This window comes from Pseudonocardia terrae (assembly GCF_021343995.1).
Lineage (GTDB): Bacteria > Actinomycetota > Actinomycetes > Mycobacteriales > Pseudonocardiaceae > Pseudonocardia > Pseudonocardia terrae.
The window spans coordinates 1-25,971 of the sequence record NZ_JAJTTE010000040.1; the positions used below are offsets into that span (position 1 = coordinate 1).

General features: G+C 68.6%; 16 protein-coding genes and 1 pseudogene. 4 read left to right on the plus strand and 13 right to left on the minus strand.

All coding sequences use genetic code 11. The features are described from left to right. Positions 1-118: 118 nt before the first annotated feature. From LWC33_RS23930 to LWC33_RS23960, 6 genes and pseudogenes are all read right to left on the minus strand, one after another. Positions 119-1,908: pseudogene (locus LWC33_RS23930) on the minus strand (IS1634 family transposase). Between the two features lie 1,152 nt (positions 1,909-3,060). After that, a complete protein-coding gene (locus LWC33_RS23940; RefSeq protein ID WP_255692650.1) occupies positions 3,061-3,993 on the minus strand; it encodes an IS110 family RNA-guided transposase in 933 nt (310 codons plus the stop codon). Beyond that, positions 3,986-5,740 (minus strand): group II intron reverse transcriptase/maturase, encoded by a 1,755-nt coding sequence (ltrA, locus tag LWC33_RS23945; protein ID WP_233306712.1) that lies wholly within the window; start codon positions 5,738-5,740, stop codon positions 3,986-3,988. Before ltrA ends, LWC33_RS23940 begins: the two co-directional genes overlap by 8 nt. Positions 5,741-6,356: 616 nt before the next feature. Beyond that, complete coding sequence (locus tag LWC33_RS23950) at positions 6,357-6,665, minus strand: hypothetical protein (RefSeq protein ID WP_233306713.1); 309 nt, start codon at positions 6,663-6,665, stop codon at positions 6,357-6,359. Between the two features lie 155 nt (positions 6,666-6,820). Next, positions 6,821-7,006: a hypothetical protein gene (locus LWC33_RS23955; RefSeq protein WP_233306714.1), complete on the minus strand. Its 186-nt coding sequence runs from the start codon at positions 7,004-7,006 to the stop codon at positions 6,821-6,823. 8 nt (positions 7,007-7,014) lie between these two features. Beyond that, entirely contained in the window at positions 7,015-7,278 is a 264-nt protein-coding gene (locus LWC33_RS23960; protein WP_233306716.1) for a hypothetical protein, read from the minus strand. A 635-nt stretch (positions 7,279-7,913) separates the two neighbouring features. On the opposite strand from LWC33_RS23960, the gene LWC33_RS23965 reads away from it, so the two are divergent. Both LWC33_RS23965 and LWC33_RS23970 read left to right on the plus strand, forming a co-directional pair. After that, a complete protein-coding gene (locus LWC33_RS23965; RefSeq protein WP_233306718.1) occupies positions 7,914-8,426 on the plus strand; it encodes an Rv3235 family protein in 513 nt (170 codons plus the stop codon). A 196-nt stretch (positions 8,427-8,622) separates the two neighbouring features. Beyond that, the gene (locus tag LWC33_RS23970; RefSeq protein WP_233306719.1) at positions 8,623-9,603 is read left to right on the plus strand and encodes an ATP-dependent DNA ligase; all 981 of its coding nucleotides are present in this window, start codon (positions 8,623-8,625) and stop codon (positions 9,601-9,603) included. Positions 9,604-9,749: 146 nt separating this feature from the next. On the opposite strand, the gene LWC33_RS23975 is transcribed toward LWC33_RS23970, so the two are convergent. Genes LWC33_RS23975 through LWC33_RS23985 form a run of 3 tightly spaced genes read right to left on the minus strand, consistent with a single transcriptional unit; the run spans position 9,750 to position 11,851 of the window. Next, the gene (locus LWC33_RS23975) at positions 9,750-10,472 is read right to left on the minus strand and encodes a hypothetical protein (protein ID WP_233306720.1); all 723 of its coding nucleotides are present in this window, start codon (positions 10,470-10,472) and stop codon (positions 9,750-9,752) included. Between the two features lie 51 nt (positions 10,473-10,523). Beyond that, positions 10,524-11,408 carry an endonuclease NucS domain-containing protein gene (locus LWC33_RS23980; protein WP_233306722.1) on the minus strand — a complete coding sequence of 295 codons (885 nt, stop codon included), beginning with the start codon at positions 11,406-11,408 and terminating at the stop codon, positions 10,524-10,526. 32 nt (positions 11,409-11,440) lie between these two features. Continuing rightward, positions 11,441-11,851 (minus strand): DUF732 domain-containing protein, encoded by a 411-nt coding sequence (locus tag LWC33_RS23985; protein WP_233306725.1) that lies wholly within the window; start codon positions 11,849-11,851, stop codon positions 11,441-11,443. 195 nt (positions 11,852-12,046) lie between these two features. On the opposite strand from LWC33_RS23985, the gene LWC33_RS23990 reads away from it, so the two are divergent. Beyond that, positions 12,047-12,343 (plus strand): hypothetical protein, encoded by a 297-nt coding sequence (locus LWC33_RS23990; protein ID WP_233306726.1) that lies wholly within the window; start codon positions 12,047-12,049, stop codon positions 12,341-12,343. Here LWC33_RS23990 and LWC33_RS23995 read toward each other — a convergent pair. Beyond that, on the minus strand, positions 12,324-14,441 hold the full coding sequence (locus LWC33_RS23995; protein WP_233306727.1) for a UvrD-helicase domain-containing protein: 2,118 nt from the start codon (positions 14,439-14,441) through the stop codon (positions 12,324-12,326). The genes LWC33_RS23990 and LWC33_RS23995 overlap by 20 nt on opposite strands. Further along, on the minus strand, positions 14,441-20,605 hold the full coding sequence (locus LWC33_RS24000; RefSeq protein ID WP_233306728.1) for a DEAD/DEAH box helicase: 6,165 nt from the start codon (positions 20,603-20,605) through the stop codon (positions 14,441-14,443). The genes LWC33_RS23995 and LWC33_RS24000 overlap by 1 nt, the downstream gene beginning before the upstream one ends. A gap of 1,174 nt (positions 20,606-21,779) precedes the next feature. On the opposite strand from LWC33_RS24000, the gene LWC33_RS24005 reads away from it, so the two are divergent. Further along, positions 21,780-22,124 carry an Rv1352/Rv1906c domain-containing protein gene (locus LWC33_RS24005; RefSeq protein WP_233306730.1) on the plus strand — a complete coding sequence of 115 codons (345 nt, stop codon included), beginning with the start codon at positions 21,780-21,782 and terminating at the stop codon, positions 22,122-22,124. Between the two features lie 356 nt (positions 22,125-22,480). Here LWC33_RS24005 and LWC33_RS24010 read toward each other — a convergent pair whose 3' ends face one another. Together LWC33_RS24010 and LWC33_RS24015 are read right to left on the minus strand one after the other, a co-directional pair. Next, on the minus strand, positions 22,481-24,910 hold the full coding sequence (locus LWC33_RS24010) for an AAA family ATPase (RefSeq protein WP_233306731.1): 2,430 nt from the start codon (positions 24,908-24,910) through the stop codon (positions 22,481-22,483). A 98-nt stretch (positions 24,911-25,008) separates the two neighbouring features. Then, a complete protein-coding gene (locus LWC33_RS24015; protein WP_233306732.1) occupies positions 25,009-25,707 on the minus strand; it encodes a TY-Chap2 family putative peptide chaperone in 699 nt (232 codons plus the stop codon). Between the last annotated feature and the right edge of the window lie 264 nt (positions 25,708-25,971).

Below are 25,971 nucleotides of genomic sequence, written 5' to 3' on the forward strand. Positions count from 1 at the left end.
ACCCAGCCCGGCAAACCCAGATCAACTCAAGGCCTACTCGCGGATTCGGGTCTGAGCTGGGCGAACGGGTGTGGGCCTGGTGACGTGTCGTGTCACTAGGCTTGGGTGTTGTGCCTGGTCAGCGGCTTGCGGGCTGCTCGGGGTCGAGGTCGAGGATCCGCGGTGGCAGGGCGATGTCGAGGACTTGGTGCAGGCGGCGGACCTCGGGGCTGGGTGGGGTGGTCTGGCGGAACAGTCCGGCTGGGCCGGTGAAGGTGCCGACGTGCAGGCGTTGGAGCTGGTCGCGGGCCCGCGGCCAGGTCGTGGCCTGGTCGGGGGTGCTTGCGCGGGTCTCGACGATGCGGGCCAGCAGCAGCGCGAGCCAGCAGAGCAGGACGTGGGCGCGGATGCGGTCTTCGAGGCGGTGATAGACCGGGCGCAGGTCCAGGACCTGTTTCATGTCCCGCCAGCCGCGTTCGACTTCGAGGAGTTGCTTGTAGCCCAGCGCGATGTCCTCGGTGGTCAGGTTCGGGTCGCTGGTGCGCAGCAGGTACTTCCCGTCGAGCTTGGCGTCGGCGGCGATCTTGGTGGTGTCGACGCGGAGCAGCCCGCCCGGGGTCAGGCGCAGGAACCGGTTCAGGCCGGGCTTGGTGGAGATCACCCCGCGTAGCTCGGCCCGCTTGGTCGCGGTGAGCCGGTCGGAGTCGGCGACCATCGCCTCGAGGCGCTCGACGAGGTTCGCGCGCACGGCGGCGTCACGGTCGGCGGCGTCGGGGTCGGCGGCGTCGGGGTTGTGGCAGACCACGAACCGCTCGTGCTCGCTGATCTTCACTTCCTTGACCCGCAGGTTCGCGCTCACCTGCTGGTAGCGGCCTTGCCGGGCCATCGCCGCGGTCGCCTCCGCCGAGCCCGACCGCAGCTTCTCGCCCAGGATGTAGCCCCCGCCGCCGGCGGTCAGATGGCGCCGGTTCGCCGCGGAGGTGAACCCGCGGTCGGCCACCCAGATGACCTTCCCCAGTGTCCAGTCCCGCAGCTCGTCGCGGACCTGGCGGATCAGCGGCGAGTCACTGGTGTTGCCCGGCCAGCACCACACCCGCACCGGGATCCCGTCACGGGTCACGGCCATCCCGACCACGACCTGCGGCAGGTCGTCGCGGGAGTCCTTGGACTTGCCGCGGCTGCGGAACCCCGCCCGCCCGGTCGCGCCGCCCGGCGGCTCACCGCCCTCGGCGGCACCGTGGGCAGGGTCGGGGTCGACGACGCGGCCGTGTTCGTCGCGCCAGAGCGGGGTGTCGGAGTCCTCGGTCTCGAAGTAGGTGGAGGTGGTGTCGAAGAAGATCAGGTCGACTTCGAGGTTGAGCAGGTGCGCGACGGCGTCGAACACCCCGCGCGCGAGCTGGTCCTCGACCTTGATCAGCCAGTCCATGGCCCGGTAACAGGCGTCGTCGGACACCTGTTCAGGCCGGGAACGTGCACGTCATGGGCGACCCACGAGGTGGCGGCGAGCTTCGAGGACGGCGCCAGCGCCCGGTTCGCGACCAGCGCGAACAGCACCCGCTCCACCACCGGATCCCGCCGTGTCCCGGCCGCGAGGCGACGCAGCAGGGTGTCGATCCCGAGCCGGTGCCACAGCCGGTCGAGCAGCCACGCCCCACCCAGCGGGCGGGACTCGGTGAACTCCAGACCGGGCACCCCGAGCGCGCGAGCCCGATCCGGGCCGGTCGCGCTCGCCTCGACACCCACGACCCGGGTCAACGCGGCGATCAGGCGCTCGATCGCGGGCCGGTCGAGCTGGTCGGCCCGGCCGAAGGAGTACAGCACCTTCGTCCGGGCGGTCTTCGCGGCCGGGTCCCACTCGTTGTGCGCCAACTGCAGGTAGGACACCTTCGACCCGTCCCGGTTCCGCCGGGTCGACGTACGCACGAACACGCCACCAGAGCTTACACACTTCTCCCCAGCTCAACACCCGATCCACGCCCAAGTCGTGTTACTAGGGAATACGCGGCGCTTGGCCAGGCCTCACCGCGCTGACCTGCACCAACACCCACGATCATGCACCAGATCACACGCTAGCTGCGGAACTCAGGCTCAGCTAAGACGAATCGAGGGACTCGGGTCGCCGCGGTGCTCGACGACTTTGCAGGAAGATGGCTCGTCGGCGGATCAACCTCGCGAACCTGTGCGCGCAGCACCACGGGGCTACGCGCTCCGCGGCGCCACGCCACTCGTCGCGGCGTCTGCCGTGGAAGCCCATGACCAAGAGCTGGTTCAATCGCAACCCGAGGAACGCCTCATATGAAAGCTGACGTCATGATCAGCTCGCTGCTTGTCAGGGGCACGAAAAGGTCAAGGGTCGGGCCGAGGGCTCCGAGTTTCGGCCCACTCGCCTGGGTGCCACTGGGACACCCCGAGGAAGCCGGAGTTCTCCGTTGCTGGGCACGCCCGGCGGCTTTATGCCGAGAACGCCTCATATGACAGTCGCGTTCAGCGGCGCCGCCGATCCAGGGCTTCCCGGGCCATCACGCCGGATACCGTGATCGTCCGGCATGTCCTCGTATGCCGGGCTATTGAGCTGCGGCCGCTGTTGCGGGTCAACGCCGAGCGAGGAGAAGGAGCGCCGCGTCCCGGAGGTCATCCCTGAAGGAGCGGGGCCGGTCAACCCCCTGTTCTTGTTGTTGATGTTCGTCGCTGCAGCTTCCGGGCGCGCTGAAGTAGCGGCGGGGTCAAGGAGCGCCCGGCAGGGCGCCCGCGTAGCGGCCGAAGGTCCTTGATGCCGTCGCTGGGCGGCGCGAGGCTCTGTTCAGCTGGGCGAGATCGACGTGGTTGTTGCTCCGCTGCTCGGGGGTGTTGGGATTGTTGTGCCGCGCCTGAAGCCGTGGTCCCGGCTCGATATGGACGTAGCCCCCGAGGGGGTCGTCGGTCATCCCTTCGCCGCGCCGACCTTCCGGGGTCGGGCGGCATGGTGCGCTGCGACGAATGCTTGGGGTGGTGGGCGAGATCAATCAGTCGGGACGATCACGCCGAGCAGGCTCGAGGATCATGACCCCTTCGATCCGCGCCCACCACGATCACGGGGCCTGCTCACGCAGCATCGGTGATGGCGCCGTCCGCGCAACGATGCAGGCAGCGGATGTGGTGATCACGTAGGCCGTAGAAGACCAGGGTGACCAGGTCCCGGGCCGCGGCGACGACACCGATGTTGTGGCCCCGCCGCTCACCGACCCGGTCACGGCGCTGCCCGAGTCGGGTGTGCGCGGGCACGCGTTGGACGGCCTCCACCGCGGCCCAGCGGACCAACCTGGAGCCCTGTTTGGTGATCCGTCCCCGGTGCACGGTGGTGTCGGACTCGCGGTGCGAGGGAGTCAAGCCCGCCCAGGACGCCAACTGAGCGGGCCTGGCGAACCGGGCGACATCGCCGATCTCGGCGACGAACACCGCCCCCAGCAACGGCCCCACCCCCGGGATGGTCTGGATCGCGGTGTAGCCGGGATCAGTGCGCAGGCGCCCGGCGACGAGCTTGGTGTAGGTGTCGATCTCGAAGTCCAGCGCCGTGATCAACCGCAGTAGCGAGTCCACCCGCGCCCGCGACTCGGGCGCCAGCCTGGTCGCGGTGAGCAGCTTCTGCCCGCCCGGGCTGAACAGATCACTCATCGGCACCTGCACCCCAGCACCCGCCAGCACGGCGTGGACCTGGCATTTCAGGTTCGACCGGACCCCGACCAGCTTCGCGCGGTGACGCACCCACCCACGCAGCTCACGCGTCGCGGGTGGGGCGATCCACGCCTCGGGCAGCCGACCCATCCGCAGCAGATCCGCCAGGTCGGCGGCGTCACGCTGGTCGTTCTTCACCCGACGGTAGGTGAACATCTTCACCCCCAGCGGGTGCGCCAGGTGCACGTTCGCGCCCAGCTCGGCGAGGGTGTCCGCGGCCCAGTCGGGTAGCCCCGGCGCATTGCTGCGCCGGGGCCCCCTCAGAACCGGACGTGCCCGTTTCCGAGCATCCGGCTCAAGCAAGCCGCGAGGGCGTGCAGATCTGCGTCGCTGGGGTCCTGCGTTGCCGCGCGCGAAGCGCGCGGTGGCAGGACGCGTGCACCAGGCGAGTGCGTGTGCCGTCCGGCGTGTCGGCTCGTCCATGGTGGACGAGGTAGTCCTGGGCGATCGCCCTGCGGACGACCTGCAGCCACCATCGTTCCCACTCGCGGGGGGACTGTGGGGGCTGCTCTGCAGTGAGCAGGTGGTCGGCGCAGAGCGGACAACGACCGGCTTGCCTGTCGAGCAGGCGTAGGTTGTGCCGGTCCAGCGGCGGCCTGACCCGGCGCCGCCGTTGCGCCCAGTACTCGGCCAGGGCCGGATCGTCCGGGGACGCTGAGCCCTTGACCATGGTGTGCCGGACGATCTCGGTCCAGGAGAACTTGACCAGGTGCGCGCCGTTGTCGCGGTCGCCGAACACCCAGCGGTCGTTCCTGAACTTGTTGAACTTGCCGAAGTAGCGGCTGGTGACCCACTTCTTCGGCTTGTTCGGGTGACTGTGCTTGGCCCACTTGTAGGTGAGTTTCCACACGTAGTCGTCCAGCGACTGAAAGATTTCGCTGGACACCACCCCCCGGTAATAGGCGGCCCACCCGCGGATGATCGGGTTGAGCCGGCCGAGGATCGCCATCGCGTTGGCCCCGCGCAGGGCGCGCATTTCGGTGGCGAGCCGTTCCCGCATTCGCCTGACCGCCGCCTTACTCGGCTTGATCAAAAGTTTGCGGTCGTGGTAGCGGCGGACGTTGAACCCCACGAAATCGAAACCCTCGCCGAGAGAGACGATTTGGGTCTTGGCCTCGTTGAAGGCCAGACCCCGGGGCGTCAGCCACGCGACCAGCCGCGCCCTGACCTGCTCGGCCTGCTGCTTGTCGTGACAGCAGACGACCAGGTCGTCGGCGTATCTGACCAGCACCGGGGCGTCCGGCATCGTCTGCCCGGCCTTGGAACCGGACGTGTAGTACCGGACCCCGGCGGCGCCTTCGAGCCCATGCAGTGCCACGTTCAACAGCAACGGGGAGATCACCCCGCCCTGCGGGGTGCCCTCCTCGGTCGGCGCGAACTGCTCGTCTTCGAGCACTCCGGCGGTCAACCAGCCCCGCACCAGCCGCCGCCCGGGAAACGACCCGAGCATATTCAGCAGGTGGTCGTGGTTGATCCTGTCGAACGCCGCCGTGAGGTCCGCGTCCAGAATCCACGACCGGGCGTTGGTGCCCCGCATCGTCGTGAACAGGACCGCGACCGCGTCGGCGCAGCCTCGGCCGGGGCGAAACCCGTAAGACTTGGGTTCGAACCGGGCCTCCCACTCCGGCTCCAGGGCCTGGCGGACCCGTGCCTGGTGGCAGCGGTCCATCAGCACCGGGATGCCGAGTGGGCGAAGCTTGCTGCCCTGGGCCTTCGGGATGTACACCCGCTTCACCGGCAGGGGCGTCCACGAGGCGATCGTGCGGTGCACCCGCACCGCGAGCTGCCCCTGTTCGGCCGAGGTCAGCGCGACCTCCCCATCGACCCCCGCCGTCTTGCGACCAGCGTTGCGCTGCGCCACCTGGCGCACGCTGACCAGTGTGTTCGACCAGCTGCGCAGCAGCATCTTCTGCAGGTTCCTGACCGCGGCCAGCTCCCCCGCCTGCGACGCCGTGAAGATCCTCCGCCGCAGCCGCCGTACGTTGTCCTCGTGGGCGCGCCAGTCCACAGCGTCCCAGTCCAGGTCGACGTCCTCCGGTCCGTTCACCATCGGTGTCCAACTTGCCCTTCGGTTCCGGCGGCGTGCCGTCTTCGGTCTTCACCAGCTCACCTGCCCACGTCAGCGCCCTTTCGGGCCCGGTCACCCGGACCGGTATCCGGCCGGTTATCCACGGGACGGCCACCTGAAGGGGGTGACACCATCGCCCGCGGTTTCCCGTCGCCTTTCGGCATGCCGGCATTCGCTTCTTGGGCATCCTGTTCCCGCCACGGAGTTCAGCGTCCCTTACGGTCGGCTTACCGACCCAGCTGCTGGCCGGGTCGGACCTGACGGGGTTCCCGCGTTCCGCACACGTGAGTAACGGCCGGGGTGGGTGCCCCCTTTATCCCGGGACCGGCGGTGTTCCCACGACCGGTTGGTACTCCCCGGTCGCCGCCTGCCGCTCTTCCACGGCCAGGTCCTGCACCCCGGTACCGCCTCCCACCACCCGGGGCCATACGTCACGAGACATCAACGGGGGTTCACGCTATTCACCCGTCCGGCCTTCCCCTTGCCTGTGGTCCCCGGATGGGACGGCGACCCTTGGGCGTTTCCCCTGAGCTTCACACCCCGCGGTCACCCGCAGGGCATGTCAGGGCGGGGACGAGCCTGGAACACAGGCCCGGAACTACCCATCCGGCATCCGCCGGCCCTCCAAACTGAGCGTTCGCTCACCATGTGCGACCTCGCGTCGCACGTACCAGCCGTAGGTCGCCTCCAGCACGACTTCCGGGGCCTCACCGGCGCGGGCCATCACCTGCGCCAGATAGTCCGGGTCGTTGGCGATCCGCACCGTCTCCAGATGCTCACCGGCCTCGGTCATCCGCACCAACACCGAACGTCGCCGGTGCAGATCCATCCCGACGATCTGCCGTCCCTCGTATGCTTCGCTCACAGGGGGCCTCCCACCATCGTTGACGTGAAGCACCTCGAGCATGAACCGAGGGTCACGAGGAGCGGGAGGCCCCGCTCCTTCATCGCATCAGTGCCAGGGCTCGCCCAGGCCCGTCGCCAGCGGTCGCAACTGGCGAGCTCCCTGTAAGGCCAAGCCCTGGTATAGAAGATCGCAGAGGAAGGAGCGCTTTCCGGGCGTCAGGCGCTGGCGAAGGTTAGCCGGGTGCCGGGCGGAGCCGGCTGATCGAGGTCGTCGACGATCGCGCCGTCGAGCAGGACCCGCCGCGCCTCGTGGTGCATCGCCAGTCGTTCGGGTGAGACGCCGGCGTCGAGCAGGCGGCTGCGGACAGTTGGGGCCTTGGGCTGGTTCTGTGCGTCGCTCACGTGATCAGTCAACGCCGGCACGGTCGCCGTGGTGCGGGTCGGTGCCGAGGAGCACCCCTGGCGGTGCGGACCGCGGCCGTCCGGATCGAGTCCGGCACGTCGGTGAGGCCGAGGGCGATGGTGTCGAGGATCGACGCGAGGCCGTAGGCGTGCTCGGGGTAGCGCCGGCCCCGGTACTCGTCCTGAACAGCGAGGTGGCGAAGCCGCGCGGCGGCCTGGTCGATCAGCTCGCGGTCGGCCCGCAGCCTGGCGAAGAGCTGGCGTTCCTGCACGTCGAGCCCCCTGATGGTCGGTGACGGCCGGCGCCAGACCTCTGGTGGACGTGCGGCCCCGACCGGTGGTCGACCGCGGGGGAAGCGCGGCTCGACAAGCGTCAGCGCCGACGTCGCCACACGCTGCCAACGATCGCCAGTGACGACGTCGAGGTACTCAGGCACCAGCGGCACACCCGACCGAGGGAGGCGGCCCCACCGCTTTCGCGAGCATCGTCGTACGTTCGGGCAGGTCGGCGGCCGGGATCGCGGGCCGGGGCCGGATCACGGCGGATCTCTGCGCACGATCAACAAGATCAAGCTCGGGTAACAGTGTCGTCCGTTACGGGTCCTGTAGGGACACCCGAGAGGGCGCCGAGCTGTGTCCTTCTTCGAAGGTCTCGGTCCGGCCCGTCGGCCGGGCTCTGTTGTTGGTGGTGGGCCGCTTACTCCGCCCGGTCTCACGTTCCAGGGTGCTGCGCATCGACTGGCTTCGACGGCCCTGCGGGCTGCCCTGGAGCGTGAGCCTCGCCGGGCGGAGTCGGGCGCGGAGGAGCAAGGGCGGGCGCTTCGCACCGCGCCCCGCAGCCAGCCCACCACGGCTACACGAACTGCCCTGCTGTTCGGGCTGGTTGCCGATCCCCTCGGAGGCCGCCATGTCCCAGACCCTCGACCACCAGGAGACGCCCCAGGACGAGAACACTCTTCGACGGGTGCTCGGACTGCGCCCGGTCCGCACGGTGGTGTTCGACGGCGAGGACTTCCTCGACCCGTGCCCCACCTGCGGGCACCGCGCCCCGACCGACGCCCCGGCCGAGCTCCCGCCCGGTAACCCGGTCACCGACGTCGTGCTCGATCGCGTCGCGATCGGCCAGGCATACCGGACGATAGCGATGGCGGTGGAGGTGCTCGATCAGCGCCGCCCGGCCACGCAGCTCACCGACCTGGTCGCCCCGCGGGTACTGCGCTACCTGCGGGCGGTGCCGGTCGAGGCCAACGGGCTGCGCGGTGGGGCCCGGTTGTTGAGCTTCCATCCGTCGCAGCCGCACGAGGGCGCGGTGGAAGTCGTCGGATCGGTCCGGCTTCGGGGCCGGCGCCGGGCGTTGGCCGCCTCGTTCACCCTGGTCGGGCTGGACCGGTGGGTGTGCGCGACGATCCGGATCCTGTGACCGGCTGGGGTCGGGCGAGATCTTCTCGCCCGGCCCTTCAGGCCGCCGCAGTCGAGCTGGCGCGCTGTGCTGTCCGGTCGCGGCGCTCCGGGCGGGGCCGGCGCGCCGCACCCGCGACACGGGACTTCTTCCCGTGGCCGGGGTGACGGTTCGTCCGCCGATCAGGACCCTCGGTAATCTGCTTATCGTCCCGGGTGTGAGCGCCGTGCCGTACCCGCTGCCGCCGATGGTCGCAGTGAGCGCGGGGGAGTTGCCGGTCGGGGAGAAGTGGGTCTACGAGCCCAAGTTCGACGGCTTCCGCTGCCTGGCCCACGCCGCGAACGGGAGGGTGCGGCTGCATAGTCGGCAGCTGCGGTCGCTGAGGCGGTACTTCCCGGAGATCGTCGCGGCGGTGGCCGAGCTCGGCGAGGACGTGGTGCTCGACGGGGAGCTGGTGGTGTGGCAGCAGGGCCGGCTCGACTTCCTCGCCCTGCAGGAACGCCTACACCCGTCCACCGCTGGCGCCGGTCGGCTCGCCGCGGCCAAGCCGGCGGCCTTCGTCGTGTTCGACCTGCTGGCACGCCAGGGCGAGGATCTGCGGCCGCTGCCATGGGCCGAGCGGCGCCGGCGATTGGAGGAGCTGCTCGGTACACGGTTGCCGCACGGGCTGGTGCTCATGCCTGCCTCGGCCGATCCGGCGGTCGGGCGGCTGTGGATGCGGGAGCACACCGACTCGGGCATCGAGGGCGTGGTGGCCAAGCGGGTCGACCAGCCCTATTGCGCCGGCGGCCGGGCCTGGCGGAAGGTCAAGACGCGGCTGACCGCCGAGGCGGTCGTCGGGGGAGTACTCGGTTCGCTCGCCGAGCCCGACGTGCTGGTGGTCGGCCGGTACGGCGCGCACGGCCGGCTGCGGGTCGCCGGCCGGACCACGCCGCTGCCCGCGGCCGCCCGCGCGCAGCTGCAGGGCGTGCTGACCGCGCCGGCCGGTGAGCATCCGTGGCCGGAGGTGATCCCGTCGGCCCGGTTCGGGCAGCGGCCGAGCGAACCCGTCGAGTATGTGCAGGTGGCGCCGAGCGTGGTGGTCGAGCTCGAGGTCGACGCCGCCTTCGAGCTGGGCCGCTGGCGGCATCCCGTGCGGTTCGTGCGGTCCCGCCCCGACCTGCGTCCCGAAGAAGTCATCGAGGCTTCGAGCCGGTAAGCCGGGCGAACAACAGCTGAACACCCGCGTTGCTGCGCCCGCCGGGCGTATCAGACGTATCCAGCGTGCCTCACGCAGCGGAAGCGCGTCTCTGCTACAGAGGCCCACTCATCTTGCAGCGGCCGCCCGACATCTGATCAACCGAGTTATGGCCGAGCTTCGGCGCGAAGAACTGACACGTGATACTCACGCTCAGCCTGCCTGTCCAGCACTACTGAGTCCCCCGCGCGAACTGCCTGCTGAGCGAAGAAGGCTCGCCACGCTTTCCGGGCGCGAAAGATCTTCTTGTCGGATGCGATGTCGGTCCAGATGCCGGAACCCGGAGAGTTTGCAAAGGTCAGTTGGACTTCCTTGCCGATGCCGGCCTCTCGGTTGGGTGCGCCGAGAACGTCCTCCGGGAAGAAGTCCAGGCAGCGGGTTAGGTAGACGTGTCCATTGTTGATGTTTCCTTGGCTGAGCTCGATGACTCGGCAGCGGGCGCCGTCGACTCGAATCGCTGGCTCCGCCGCATAGACTCCGCGACGGACCCGCTTGACCCGATTGCGCCCAGCGAGGTATGCGAGATCGACGCTGACATTGTCGTAGTTCTCGTTGGGGCGGCCGGCTCCACGGAGATCGGCTACCACTTCCTTGATCGACATCGGCGCCCCTTTCGCCATGAGGACCTCGACAATGGCATCCGTCCTGTGCTGGATGCCCGCGTCGTCTGCGAATGACTCGTCGAGGGGAGGGGTCAGAGCGCTTGTCAGAGCGGCTTGCTGGGCTTCCAGGCCAGCGATCTGGGCTCCTAGGCGTGCGTACTCCGTCCTGGCCTCCGCTAACTCGATGCCTACCGCGTCGAGCTCCTCTTTGAGGCTCTTACTTCCCATGACGCTCCTTGGTTCAAGTTAGACCAAGTTTGGCCGAGGTGCTCGCGTCCGTCAACGACGTGCGTTTGAGACGCGACTGATCCCTAGCTGTGCTAACGAGAGAAACCGTGGCCTCCTGGCACCACCTCCAACGAGGTGGGCGGCGTCGGAGCGGAGGCTGTCGCCGATGACGACCATAATCGGCCGTCGGCGAGGGCGGCCACACTCGGAGCGGAGAAGATCAGCGTAGTCGCTGACCTGCTTGACCGCGTGCGCGCCGATCTCGCCCCGCTTGAGTTCGACTACGACATCCTGCTTGAGCAGGCCTCGCCCGCGGCTGTACAGAAGGTCAGCGCGACGGCCGTTGCCGAAGATGTACTCGTGAACGACGAAGGTGAGAGGGCCAAGTCCGGCTCGCTCCAGGAGGTCCTTCCGTTCCATGAGGCGGCGCTGGATCTCTCGTTCAAGGCGGATGCGGTGCAGCCCGTCGGCCGCCTGTTTGGCCGGCATCTTCGAGTCGTAGCCTGCGAGCCTGACCAGCTCACTCCAGCAGTCGGCCGGCACCTCTACCGCGCTCTTCACGAAGCGCGTCCGGTTAGCGCCCCAGTCGCGGAGAATTGAGTTCTCTTTGATGGCGCTCCACGGGACCGACCGTTGCAGCCGCTCGATGACCTCGAACTGGCAGATGGGCTTACCGTGAAGTGGATGACCAGGGCGGTCGAGCTGCTCTGGATCGGAGCGAACGACCAGGAAGTGAGAGATGTCCTTCTTGATCCCGGAGCGGTAGAGCAGCACAGTGTCGCCGGTTCGAGTGTGCGGCGAGCAGGTCCACCATGCGGAGGGGGAGAAGCCCGCAGAGGGCTCCAGATCACGTCGCTCTGTGCCGTCGTCCTCGAGGTAGTGCTCCGGGCGAGTCACCCACAGCCAGTGGCGTTCGCTGTTGATCGTGTCGTTCATCGTGCCCTCTGTGTCGAGCGTCAGACGACGCGTCAGGCGGCGGTTGGGCAGAAGGCGTTCTTGGAGGCATCAACGACGTAGGCGGCCTCCCTGGTGGGCAGGGCGGCACCGTACGCAGTCAGCGTGATGACGTAGGACAGCGAGTTCCCGGTGACGAGCGCGTTGCAGATTGTCTTGCCAGCGTCGATCCGCTGCTCGTCGGGCTTACCAGCCCAGATTCCGTGGTCGTTGAGAGCTGCCACGAACTGCTGCTCAGGTGTCGTGCCGCCTTGGCCCGCGGCAAACCCGATCGTGCCAGCAACTGCGGCGAGGATGACCGCCGCTACCGCGGCGCCAACGATCTTTCGGCGTCTCGCCGAACCCGCCGGGACGGGAGGCGTGTGCTGGTCGGCAGCGCCGATGGGTGAAGAGGGTGCCGGAGCAGGCTGAGGGTCGATCGACATAAGATCCGCCTTGCGGGAGGGGAGTACTGCCCCGCATATCGTCAGCGATCGGGTGAAGGTTCCAGGCCATTCGGTCTAATCATCAGCTTTGATGACGACGCGCTGTCAGCAGTCGGATTCGTGCGCTCGGCGGCGCGCGAGCGCGACTGCCTACGAGGCTCGCAGTGTGCTGGCGTCAAGCGGATGTGGTCTGCTGTGGACGTGCACGTCGATCGGCTCCGAGCCCGGCTTCAGGACCATCTTGCGCAGGTTCGGGCGGCGGCGGAGGACAACGAGTTCGTCGACCTCCATCTTGCCGAGCAGCTCCACAGCCGTCTTACAGCGGCCCTCGACGGCTGGTCGACGTACGACCACGAGCAGCGGGCGGCCTTGACGGGTGCCGTGAACTACCTGGTCCAGACCGACGACGAGGAGAATGACCTCCGCAGCCCCATCGGGTTCGACGATGATGCGGAGATCGTGATGGCGGCGCTCAGGCGAGTTGGGGGATGAACGGGCTGGGCTTGGCGGACCACGTGACCAGCAGCTGCTCGCGGGCTCTGCTGCAGGCGACGTAGAAGAGCGAGCGCTCCCGGCCGCGGATCGCGGCGTGCTCGGCGTCCGGCTTGCTCTCGAACACGAAGTCGAGCGGGACGACGCCCTCGGCGGCGCCGATCACGATCACGCGCTCGTACTCGGTCCCCTTGGCTCGGTGCATGGAGGACACTTTGACGGCTTCGTCGTTGCCGGGGCCGTCGCGCTGGAGAAGCTCGACGGGGATGCCCGCGTCCTTCAGCGCGATGCGCGCCCGCTCCTGCTCGCGGGTCCGGCGGGCCAGGACGGCGATCGTCGCGGCAGCGACGTCCGCGGCGAGCCACGCCTTGATGGTGGACACGACGTGCGTCAACTCCTCGCCGTCGGACGCGAATCCCTGTAGCTCTGGGACCGGGCCACCGTAGAGCGAGCGGTAGCCGGCCACCGACTCATCCTCGCCTTCCAGGTCGACGACAGGCTCGTTGCCGATGACCCCGAGGGCGAAGGCGAGGTTCTGCCGCGTGGTGCGGTAGTTCAGAGTGAGCCGTCGGGAGCGGCCACGGGTCTCGATGCCGTAGTGCCCTAGGACGATCCGGTCGCCGTAGATCCGCTGGTGGCCGTCCTCGGCGATGAACAGGTCGTTCGGCCCGGAGGCGACGAGGCCGCGCAGCACGCGCCAGTGGCCGGCGTGCAGGTCCTGCCCCTCATCGACGACGACGTGGTTGAACGTAGGCGCCTTCTCTCGCAACGCGGGGTCGGCGAGGATCTCGGCGGCCCGCACAGCGAGCCGCTCGAACGTCGTCCTGCCCTGGCTGGCGACGCCGCGCTCGAAGGTCTCGATGACCCGCCAGACAGCGGCGCGGTGGACCCGGTTGAGTCGGAGCCCGCGGCCCGTCCGCCGGGCCTTGAAGTACGCCTCCCGTGTGTGGGCAGGCAGGGCGAGGACGACTGCGCGGTACTCGCTGTCGAGGAAGGTCGGAGTAAGGGCGTCGACGAGGTCGGCCGGAACACCGCTGCTCGCGACGGACTCCTCCCACAGCGTCTCGCGGTCGCGCTCGCCGAGGATCTGGCCGGGCGGTCCGTCGACTGCGTGGACGACGGACCGCACGATCTGATCGACGCCTCCGACCTCAACGCGGGCGAGCTCCTCCGCTGATAGCAGCCCGTGGATGTCCGCCTGCAGGTTTGCCGCGAGATTGCGGGTGAAAGTGCACAGCAGCACTCGCACATCACGCTGCCGCGCGAGGTAGGCCGCTCGGTGGAGCGCGACGACGGTCTTGCCGGTGCCGGCGCCGCCGGCCAGGCGGTAGGGCCCGTTGTAGGTCTTGCGGTAGGCGACGGCCCGCTGGGTGGGATGCAGGTAGGTGCGCCAGGCAGCGAAGTCGGCTTCGAGCATGCGGCGCAGTTCATCGTCGGTCTGCAGGTAGACGAACTGCATGCGGCTCGTCGGCCGCTGCACCGCGGCGACGGGATCGGCGTCGGCTGGCCGGTCGAGGTCATAGATCGTGCGCACCTGATCCAGCGAGGTACCCGTGGCCAGGTCGAGGAGGACCTGCTGCTGCCACTCGGGGAGGTCCCCGGCAAGGACGAGCAGGTCGTCCTCCGTCGCAGCGCGGATGGCCTCCTCGGCGACCTCGGCGTTGATGCCGAGGGCGACGAGCTCGGCAGGCTTGAAGGGCAGGACCTGGGGGGCGTCTGGTTTCGCAGGCTTAGCGCGGAAGTCCTCGACGCGCTTCGTGATCGCCTTCGGTCGGAGGACCTCCATCGCGCCGTTGGCCGGGTTGATGTCGAGGACCTGGTTCTGGGCTTCCTCGTAGGCCTCGTCGTGGGAGCGGATCGCTGCGAGCAGCCACATCGGCTCGGGCTCCTCAGCGACGGCGAACAGCACAGCTCGGTAGCTCAAGTCCACCCGCGCCGTACGAACCCGCTTGTCCGCGGGGTTCTTCGGGATCTTGAGGTCGAGCCCGGTGAGGTCGGCGTTCTGATTGAGCTTGGTGACGAAGTCCCAGGCTTTAGCCTTGATCGAGCCGTCGACGTCGATCGCCTTGTGGAACTCCTTGGACATGATGACGCCCATCAGGCGCTTCCCCCTGCGCTCAGTGCCGTCGCGACGGCGGCGACGTCCGGAGTGACGACGGTCCACGAGTTGTCGAGCAGCCACCGTCGTACGTCCTCGTCCTCCTCGAGGAGAACAGCGACGCGATGGTCAGGCCACGCAAGATCGACGGCAAGCTCCCCGTCGTCGACCTCGTAGCCGGGCTCGGGAGGCGGCAGATGCCCCACCGCAAGGTGCAGAACCTGTTCCTTCTGGCTCCCCTCGAAGGTGTCAGCGATGTCCTGCCACGCCGGTGAGACGGCCACGGTCTCAGCTGCGGAGGCGGGCGCCGACTCGACGGTGGAGAGGCTGTGCGCCTGGAACCGCCCCGGTTCGAGGAACTGCAGCACGTTGCCGAGGGCGAGCCAGTCTCGCCAGGCGACGACCTGGCCATCGCTGCCGACTACGTCATCGCGGTCGTCGACTCCCAGCCATGCGCGGATGTCGATCTTGCTCCGCCGTTCGAGGACCAGAGCGGCGCCGTGCACGGTGTACTTCGTCAGCACGCCCAGCTTGCCGGGCGCAGGATTAGCGCCGGTCCCCGTGATGGCGGCCTCCATCAACTCCGGCACCGCCTCGGGCACGGTCTTCGTGAGGCCCTGCTCGCCGAGCGCGTAGGTCAGCGCGAGTGCATGAGCGGCGGGCTTCCACGCTGACGGCGACGGGCGCAGTACGAACGCGACCAAGAGCGAGAGTGGATCGACGAAGAGCTCGCGGATGTGCACGCTGCCTGGAGGCGGCTGCTTCTCGAACGTCCCGACTGCACCTTGCCAATACCGCGCGTCGATCCACCCGGCCGGCTCGGGTGCGATTCCGTCGAGGACGTCCGTGAAGGCATCGAGGTCCTGATGAGTCACCGCCCAGACGAGGTAGCCCTTAGCACGCAGGTCAGCGCGCTTCTCGGCGTCGTCGGCGACCCGATTGTGGTCGCTGGAGGAGTGGAATTTCTGACCGTCGCAGAAGACCGCGATCTTCGGGACGGCCCGGTCGCCGCATTCGAGTACGAAGTCTGGCTGCACGCCGCCGAGCGGGACCTGCGGCGTCGCGCGCCAGACCTGGCCACCGAGCGACTGCGGGAACCGGATCTCGGCCGCGTCGCCGACACCCGTCGCCGTCAGGGTGACCGCGGCGCTGCGGCTCTTGGCCCAGCGCACGAGCAACTGTCGGAAGCGCCGCTCGATCGGGGTGTCGTGCGGCCCGACGACGATGTCCTTAAGCGTCTCGATCGGCTCTGGGCTCCATTGCTGGAAGATCTCCGTGATCAGGCTGATCGCGGACTCGCGACGCGCCTCGGTCGCCATGTGCGGCGGGACGTGGGGGAGCAGGCAGCGGTGGCAGGCCGCAAGACCCTCTGTGCGGCACTCGCAGGCCTGGAGGACCTGGAGCGCGGCGGCGAGGAGCTCGTATACCTGATCGGGCTCGGCGAAGCGCCCTAAGTATCCGGTGCCGCCCGGGACGAGGTCGTGGAGCACCATGACCCACCGCTCGCCACTACCCGGCACGGGGTCCGCAGCCTCGACGACGTCGAGGTGCTCGGGCTCACCGCCCAGTACCTGCCGGAGGCCGAGTAGCAGGGCCGCGCGGAAGGACGTCCGCACGATCGCATCCGCGACGACGATCGGGGGCACCAGAAGCCGGACCGCCTGGGTGCGCAGGTCGTGGGTCAGCGCGACGGTCACCCAGCCCTGGTCGTCCGGCTCCTTGCGCTGCCGGCACCAGCCCCGGTGACGGGCCCGCGCCGCGTCGACTCGCTGGGCGGCCGGAACGACGCCGCAGTGTCGGCAGGCGTGGAACAGTGGCGCTGTCACCTCGTTGCCTGCGACGTGCAGGGTGCTGCCGCCGCGTTCGGCGGGGCCGAGGTTGACCCAGCGGATGTCCGCGGTGCGCAGGACTTCGACGCCGAAGGGGTAGTCGGTGAGCTGCCAGGCTGCGGCGATGGCGTCCGGCTCGGCGTCGACGGTCGTGACGATCTCGAATCGGGTCTTCCGGCGGTCCTCGCCGTCGTCCTCGCGCATCGCGCTCTCCCGCGAGGTATAGGCGGAGGCGCCACGGAAGGGCAGGGTCGTGAGGACCTGGCCGGCGTCCGCAGCTGTGACCGCACCGCAGCGCGGACACGACCCGGCCGGCGAGCCGTCGAGCGGTCGGGACCAGCCGCAGGCTGGGCAGAAGCGACGTCGGATCGTGGCCGGGTTGCGGCTCGTGCCGAGGTCCAGCCCGTCGATCTGAACGGCCGTGCCGCGCACGTAGAACACCGCGCCCGGGGCGAGCTCGCCCAGCGCGGTCCTGCTTCCACGGACGTACTGCTCCTCGGAGGTCTGGCTCGCGCCGGTCTCCTCATCGGTCCACCAGAGCCCGACGTCGAGCCGGGTCGTGTCGTCGAGCAGCGCGTAGTTAGGCAGCAGCCCCTTCGCCTCGAGCGCGGAGATCCAGTACATCCGGTCGCGTTCGCGGCCGGTGGCTCGGGCGACCGCGATCTCGCCGTTCAGCCGCCGCAGTTCCCGCTTGCCCGCGTCGTCGAGAGAGGGGCGGGCCTTCATCGCCTCGATCTCTGCCTTGAGCAGTGCGACCCGTCCGGCGAGCTCTTCACCCTCGGCGATCCAGGCCTTCACCGCCGCCTCGACCGCCCGCTCCATCTCCGGCGGTTCGCCGTCGGGGCTGCCGTCGCCCGCCCACTCCCGCAGGGCCTGCGCGCTGTCTTTCGAGACCTCGTCGCCGAAGCCGCGCAGGAACTCGTCGACGTAGGTTGCAGCGTGGGCGCGAGCGTCCGCGACCAGGCTGCCGAGCCAGGAGCTCGGCGCCAGCCCGTCGCGGAACACCTGCTTGGCGAGCCGCGTAGTCGGGTGGCCCGAGCGAGCACGCCGATCCACAAGCGACGCCAGGTACTGGCGGCGCAAGATCTCGGTGGCGTCGAGATAACAGGCGGGTGGCACGACCTCGCCTGCGATCATGGACAGCGGCTGCGCGAGGCGCTGCAGCTCCAGCGGTCGAGCGGGCAGCAGCGAGACGACGAGTGCGTTGCCGGTCAGCCGGCCCGCACGGCCGACCCGCTGCAAGTAGGACGCCGTGGAGCGCGGCAGCGATGTCAGCGCGACCGTCGACAGGTCCCCGATGTCGATGCCGAGCTCGAGGGTCGGGGTGCAGGTGAGCACGTTCGGGGCGTCGGGCGTAGAACCCGCCTTGAACGTGTTCTCCAGCTCGACGCGCTCCTTGGCCTTCAAGAGCGAGGTGTGCTCGCGAGCGATGATCCGTCGGACCTCCTCGCCGCGGTAGAGGTCGCGGTAGTAGTCGGGGTCGGCGTGCTCGCGGCGATAGCTCCCCGGGCACTGATCCTGCATGCACGGGGCGTTGTTGAGCTCGGTGAGCACAGCAGGCGGCCCAGGGAGGATCGTCGAGCACACGCTGCACCGCAGGCGGTCCGGTACGCCGTCCGTGCGCTCCACCCGGACCCGCTCGGGTGGGATTTGCCAGACCGTGGAGCCCGCGACGCCGGTCAGCGAGGTCAGCACCTGGTTGGCCGTGAGCGCCTTGAGGAGGGCGAGCACATACTTGTGGGCGTCGACGGTCGGGACCTTCAAAACCTTCGTCGTCCAGGTCGTGTACCAGCTGCGTGGCCCGAGGACGATGTCGAGATTCTTCGACGTGCGCGCGCTCGTCGGGTAGGCGGGCGCGGGACGTCCGGGCCGGTCCTTGCTCTTGCCCGGGAACGCCGGCATCCCTTCCCGGTACGGCCGTCCGCCCCAGATGGGGTATCGGTCGTCAGTCTCGGCGTACTTACGGAACCAGCGGTGCGCAATGGCACCCCGCGACCGCATCCGTTCGAACAGGCCGCGCGCCCAGGCGCGTGTCGCCTCCGGCGCTCGTCCGTCGAGGCTGAGCTGGACGTTCTGCCTGGCTACGGAGTCGAGCGCGGACTTCACCACGGCGTCGAGGTCGGGCACCACCACCTCGGCGGTCGCCGCGCCAGTCCGTTCGAGCGTGCGCGCGGAGAGAGGTGCGAGGCCGAACTCCAGCGTTGCTGCGAACGTCATGCGGGTGGCGACGGCCTGTCGGACGCGGGCGCTCGGCTCTTCCGTCCAGTACTGCGCGAAGGTCTCGTGTAGCCGGAGGTCAGGAGGGAGCATCGCAAAGCGCTCGGCTGGGTTCGCGGCCGCAGCCTCGACGGCGGCGCCGAGCGCGTCGAGCGTGGTTCCTGCGGGTCCGATCGCCCGGTGGAGCAGAGCACGCAGGTTCAACGCGTAGGCACGGTTCTCGACGAACGTGGCGCGATGGGAGGCGTCCTGCACGCTGTCGGTGAAGACGAGTGTCTTCTTCTCTGTGGGCGCGACGTCGGGACTCCCGAACAATTGGCCCAGCGTCGCCGACGCGAGCGTTGCCACTCGCGAGCCCAGGAACCGGATGGCGTCGTCGTGCCCACAGGCGGGGCAGCGCTGTTCCTTCGCAGCTTCGGCGTCCGGCGTGACCAGCACCGGCACCTCGTTGCTGTGCTTGCCCGACGGCCCGGAGACGAAGTCCGCGTTGTCGGGATCGACCCAGCGGACGAGCGGCGATTCCTGCTGGGCCTCGCCGGGAGCGAAGATCCACGCCCGCTGGGTGCTGTGGTCTGAGGCGGATCTGCGCCACACGGCGTTCGGTGACGTGGCGTTCCCGCCGCCCGGCGTGGCGACGACGCCCCACCCCGAGCGTCCACAGTGGCGACAGAAGATCGATGGCAGCGAGCGCTCGCCGTCCTCGGGTGGCGCCCCCTCGAACCAATGGAATCGGGGCGACCTGCTCAGCTGACGCAGGAGGCGGCTCACCTCACGCAACCACAGCTGAACGTCCACGGTCAGCAGTGGTCGTCCGCCCTTGCTTCGGGCCCGCGACAGCAGCGCGAGGTACAGCGCGATGGCGTGGCGTGCCGCCGCCTGTCGCTGCGGGGTGCCTGCACCCCAGCTCGGCTCCGCGTCCGTCGCGAGCGTCGTCAATGCCACCGGCAGGGTGCACAGAGTCACCAGCGTCCGGGTGAAGGGGTGCGAGGCCAGGGCCCGACCGAGGGCCTCGGCGTCGTCGAGCAGTTCGTCGATCCGCGGGTCGTTCCGGTCCTCGGTGTCGAGGAGGAAGAGCCGGATCCCCTCGCGCACCTGGTCCTCGTGGAAACTCGCGTCCGTGAGCGCCTTGGTCACCCGGTCCAGCAGTGGCACCGATCCCGTCGCGGGGGAGGTGACCCACTCGTCCACGGTCAACCGGTCCTCGCCGACCAGCGAGGATTCGTCGAACTCGGTACCGAACACGGTCCGCGCGAACTCGCGCAGTGCGGGCCCGCCCTCCGCCCCGCCGCCGAGCGTCGCCGACGTAGCGACCGGGGTTATTGCGCCAAGGGGCTGCTGGTCCGTCGACACCCCCAGGCTCATCCCGAGCCTGCGCAGCAGCATCGCGACGTCCGTGCCCTGCGCGCCGTCGTACGTGTGGAACTCGTCGAGCACCAAGTAGCGCAGAGACTCGGCAGACTCCGCAAACAAGGGCTGGTCCTCGCTGCGGAGCAACAGCATATCCAGCATCTTGTAGTTCGTGAGCATCACATCCGGCGGACTCTTCCGCATGTGGTGCTTGTCCTCGATGACCGCGGTCTCGGTCATCACCGTGCCGGTGCCGGAGTCGCCGGTGTAGAGACCCACGCTCACATCGCCGAGCTCCTCACGGTGGCCGTGGACGAGCTTCGCGATGCGGCGAGCCTGGTCGTTGGCCAGCGCGTTCATCGGATAGAGCACGAGAGCCTTGATCCCGCCGCGGCCCTTCTGACGCTCGCGACGACAGTGCTCGAGCAGTGGGATCAGGAAGCTCTCGGTCTTGCCGGAGCCGGTGCCGGTAGTGACCAGCGTCGGCTTCGGCAGCTGCCCCTTTGACGACAGCCGCATCCACGCCTCTGCCTGGTGCTTGTGCGGGTGAAAGCCGGCGGGGGACCAGTCGAGGAACTGCCGCCACGCGTCGTCCGCGTGTCGAAACGGAGTGCGGAGCCGGACGTAGGGGCCGCGGAAGACGCCGTCGTGGGGGTTCGCGATGAAGCGTTCCAGCTCCGCCCGCACCTCGTCGTCCGCGAGGGCGAACGTGGTGCCCAGGAAGCTCGTCAACGACGCGCGCAGGTCCTCGGCGACCAAAGACGGCAGCACTCAGGTCCTCCCTCGACGTGCAGAGTGACTCACGGTAGTAGCAGTGATCGCGAGCACTCCACCGGGGAACCCGATCGTGGCCACCTACGTAGTCTCTCGTCCGGCAGCTCCTCATCAATGCGGGTGACCTTGGTGTCGCGATCGTGGCTGACGCTCCAGCGCGCAGGCCGGCATATCGAGTCGGGGGGCGGCGAGCACCGAGACCCCGCTCGGGTGCAACAAGACGGAGGGCTTCGTTTGCAACGACATCAGCTGCGCCCAGAGGCAGCTGATTCGTCTTGCATGCAGGGTGGACGCCTCGGGCCTCTCGAACCCTATGATCCAGCCCCGGAGCGAATGGCGTCCCGGCGTCCTTAACCTAATGTCGGCAGCCGCAGCCGGTTCCGTGCGCGAATCACCTTGGCCTCCTGCTCTGCGCTGAGTTGCCACAGCGCGCAGGCGACGCGCTGGGGCGATGGACCGCGGCCGAGCCGAGGTACTCCCGGAGCAGGATGAGGAGGCCGGCAGGGACAACAACCTCCCCGGGCGTACCCTCTTTCAGCTCAATGATCGTAGGGCTGAATGCATCAACAGGACTGATGAGAGGGCGTAACAAGCTGGGCTGTCTTCGGCGACTCCGGGATGACAGGACCAGCTAGCTCCCGCCCCCCGGAGACGTCATGAGGCTCGAATCAACGCTGAAGCTCGCCCGCACCGCCGCTGTGATCCCGGTACTCATCGCCGCTCTCGCGGCGTGCTCGGCCGCTCGGGTGAAGCCATCGGGCCCCACCGTGCCGGACGGGCTTGCGGGCATGCCCATGAACGGTGCCCGTGATGTTTTGGAGGACCGGGGCTTCAAGCTGATCGGTCTTGAGTTGGCGCCTCCCGCGCCGTCAGGCACGATCGTCCCCGAGCAGGACCACCCTGAGTACTGGGTGGTCTCGGGCACCGTGCCTGCAGCGGGGAGCGCGGTGAAGTCGCTCTCGGACCTCGTCAAGATCCAGGTCCGGCGAGTCGCCGGCGCCCCAGCCGTCGCGACGACCACCGCTCCTGCGGTCGACCCGCAGCAAGCTGCAGTGAACGACGCCGTGAAGGCAGCCGGTCTCGTTCTGCCGCGTATTACGGCAGCGGCTACGCCCTCGCCAAAGACGCCTGCAACACGCTGCGGTCGGGGACGATCGCTCCAGAGCTCTGGTTGTCCCGCCACTTCGGCACGCAGGGCGGCGACGAGCTGCGGGCCTACGAGATCGTTTTGCCGATGATGTGTCCCGAGTTCACGGCGGCCCTCGACCTCGCGAAGGCCGGTCAAACGGGATTCGGCAACGGTACCCACGAGATCGGTCGGCAGCTCGGCTTCGTCGCCCCGGGGACGTTCCGGCTAACCGGGACCGCGGACGACTGCTACTGGGAGCGCACCACCGCGGGCGGGGACATCATCGCGAACAAATTCATCACGCATGGCACAGCGGTCACGGTGACAATCCGAGCCGGTGACGGCAGCTTCACGTCGCAGAACTGCGGGGACTGGGAACGGGTCTGAAATCTCCCTGGTCCGGCTCGCTCGGCCGATCCCTGTCAGCGAGAGCTTCTGCCACCTCGGCCACGGTGTACTCCCACTCCTGAACCAGGTGCTCCGGCACGTCGCCGAAGGCGCGGTTGCTGTGGAGGACCTCGGAAGTCAGCTCGTAGACCCTCGAAGCCCTTCGCATCAGGCCGTAGAGCTCTGGCCAGCGATCATCTGAGCCCCGAGCGGGCAGCAGCATAAGCCTGCGGGCGACGACGCTGTGCGCAACGGGCCGTGTCCCGATCGCCTCTTCGACCAAGGAGGCCGCCGTCTCCTCGAGGCGTCTGCGGACGATCATGACTCGGATCCGGCGGTCAACCGAGGCCCGCATGTTAGATGCTCGACCAGTCGTGGGCCGCGAGTTCCTGGCACGCGGCTTCAGCGGCGGCAATGGTCGAATCCAGGTCGGCCTCAGGTGGGAGCTGACCATGGGCGCCCTTGTTCCAGAACTTGAGGTGCCGTGCGCGAGAGCGGTCGAGGACGGGCAAGCGTGCCTTGCCGCCCGCCAAGGCAGTAACGTGCGCGATCCGGTCCCTCGTGGCATGTTTCAGCCCGAGGGTGGCCAACGACGCGCTGACGTCCTCGCCGCGCGTGACCGCGCACGAGATAACCGCCTGTCGTAGAGCGCCGTCGACCGCTGCACGGCACAACCCTGCGACCACGGAGTGCAGATCCTCCGAGTACGTCCAGTCGGCACCCGTGGACAGCTTCCGGATCTCGCGAGCGTCTGTGAGCAACGACTGCCACGGCAGGCTGTGCGTCGTCCAGGAGACCGTTCGTGTCGCCGCGTCCCGCTGCAACTCGATGACGGTCATGTCCGGATTGCGGGCGCGCAGATGCTCCTCCAGGCGCGGATCGTGGGTCAGCGCGATCACCTGCCGCGTCTCGGAAAGTCGGGCGAGCTCGCGGGCCAGGAGATCGACTCGGGTGTCGTCGAGCGCATGAACGGGATCGTCGACGATCAGGAATCCGAACGGGCCGGGCACGTCGTGTACCAGCAACGGCGTGAGAAGGAGCGCGTTCCGCTGGCCGCTGCTCAGCATTCCGAGGGTCGCCACACGGCCACCCATCATCAGATCGACTTTGACGCCGCGCTGCTGCTTGACTCCGCCCTGATGCTGGATGGCCGGCAACTCGACGGCTGCGTCAGGCAGCATTCGCGCGAGGGCGTCGTTGAGGCGCGCGGTCACTGCGTCCTGCCGTCGCTGTCGGATGGCAACCTGCAGGTCGTTCAGAGTCTCCTGAGCCTTCTTCCAGATGACGGCGTCCGCGGCATCCGCGGCGTTCCCCCTGACAGCTGCGGCGAACTCATGAACAACTGTGGCGAGTTCGGATCGCCACCTCGCCGAGGTGTCTGTCGCAGCTCGCAGTTGGTCAAGCCACTGCCGGTAGACATCCGAACTGAGCCGTTCAAGTAGGGCCCGCCCAGCAACGTGGGCATCGGAGTGCGCCTGGCATCCGCGTGCGGTCGCCGCCCTGAACGCGGCGGTCTCTCGATCAGGCCCACCTGGCACCGCGGCGTCGAGAAGCGGCGCCAGTTCGGCCACGATCCAGTCCCGTAACTCGGTCACGGCTTCGAGGACCTCCTTTGCTGCCGCAGCGCGCTCCTGGAGACCGCCGGTGAGCTGCCGTAGGCGTCCACGCCAGTCCGCGGACGACCCGCACAGGGGGCAGACAGCGGAGTCGAGAGCCTCTACAGCGACGAGTTGATCCATGTGATGGAGCGCCGCAGCGATCCCCGGGCCCTCGATCCTGGCCTCAGCGGTCGCGAGTCGCTCCTCTGCTGCTTGGAAGCGGGTTCGGATTGACGCGATCCGCTCTTCATGGTCGTCGGCAACCATTGTCACGCTCTGCGGGTCCGCCACCGACAGGCCGGTGTCCCGAAGCCACGTGTCGATGTCGGCGACGTCCCTGGTGCGAGGCCAGTCCACAGCGGCTGGACGCATGAGGTCGCTGCCAGGGACGTCGTATTGCTCGGCGAGTTGGTCTTCGGCTGTCCTTGCCTTCTTGACCGCTGAGTCGAAGGACTTCTGCGCTGCGATCGCGCACTGCGCCCGGCTCTCGACCATATCCCGGACCCGCTGCCACTCCGGGCCGAGGACGAGGAGTTCCTCGAGGAAGCCCTGCAGCGCCTTGGTCTCGACGAGCTGGTTTTGAAGGGCGTCGTAGCTGTAATGCGCACGAGCATTGTCCAGGGCGCGCCGCCATGCGCTGCCGAGCTCGAGCCGCTGCGACTCCCCCGCGTCGGTGAGGGAGCCGACAACTGTCGGTGTATCAGCTCGCTCCGCGAAGTCGACGTCGATGACGAGACGAGACGCGCCGCTGACGAGCGTGAGGCAGACCTTCCCCGCCGCGGCGCCCTCGGTGAGCAACTCGGCGGCCCAGAGCGTGTTCGTCGTGCCGATCGAGAGGTCGCCGTCGCCGCGGAGCGCACAGTCGATGCTGCGGGCGAGGCTCGTCTTGCCTTGGCCATTCAGGCCGCGAACGACGGTTATGCCGGGTACGGGAGCGAACTTCAGGGCGGGCGGGTCAAGCGACGCGATTCCACCAATTCCTGCGACGCGGATCTCGGCGATCCGCCAAGAACGTGCCTCGAGCAGCACTTCGGCTGCGTTGCCTTCCGCAGCCTCGGCGGCACAATCCTCGATGGCCTGGAGTAGGCGCTTGCGCCCCTCCTGCTGGTCGGACTCGTTACCCGTGGCGATCTCGTTGCTGACGAGGTCGTGGAGTTCCGCCAGTGTGACCTCGTTCAGTGCCTCCACAGGAAGGCTCCAAGTGCTCGCACGGTGACTCACCGTAGTGCGATCTGGGTCGGTCGATCTACTGAATGGCACCCGGGCGTGTCGTTGGGCTGCCCGAGTCAGGGAAGGACGTGGCCCAAGACCTCGCCGATGACCGTCGTGAGCGAACGCGACCGCTTGTAGATCGGGAGCAGCTCACTCGGGCGCCGATTCGGCAGGTGCAGGCGACCGTCGGTGTCGAAGACGGCGACGGGATCGTTGTCTCGGAGCAGCATCCAGAAGCGGTAGCCGGGACGTCCGAAGAGATCGTCCGGCCGGCTGTCGCGGAGCGACTCGACGACGCTCGGGAAGTGCAGTAGCTCCGGTCGATGAGCAGCGGTTGCATCCATCCCCGACGAGTCGAGCTGGCCGCTGCGCGCGTCCCACTCGTGGCGGTCGTCGATCAAAGACGTCAGGATCCGGGCGATGAGGCGGTAGGTCAGGACCCGTTGCCCGGTGGGCGGGGCCTTGGCTGCCGGAATGAGCCCAGCGGCCTGCTCTAGCGACCGGACGACGTCGTGTCCTCCCCGAGCTGCGAAGGCGTCCGCCCAAGTGATGGGCTCATACGCCTCGGCTACATGGACATGCGCGCGATCCTCCCGGTTCAGGTCGATCAGTGTGGTCGTCACGTTGTCAGTCCGCCGGACGAGGCTGAGGCAGTCGTACATGCCGTCGCCGGGGTGCGTCTCGACGAGCAGGAGCTTGGGACTCCGGCGTACGAGTTCGCTCGCGATCCACCACGACTGGGCTATGACAAATCGTCGTGCTGGCTCGGTCACTCGTCGCCCCCACCACGTTGGCCTCCCGACTCTCGCAGAGAACGTAGTTCGGCCCGTGCTTCGCAGCGGATTGCACATCCAGGTGAAAGCGACTCAGCGGTGTCCTCTGCCGAGGGTCGGGAGCCCACCGCCGACGGTTCTCACCGACGTGCTTCGGCGGCTCGCTCGATCGCTTCGATCCTTGGCCGCAGCTGCACGGTAAGCATTCGCATTCTTCGCCGAAAGAGCGCGCTGGATGGCGATGGCGGAGCGAGCCCTGCCTTG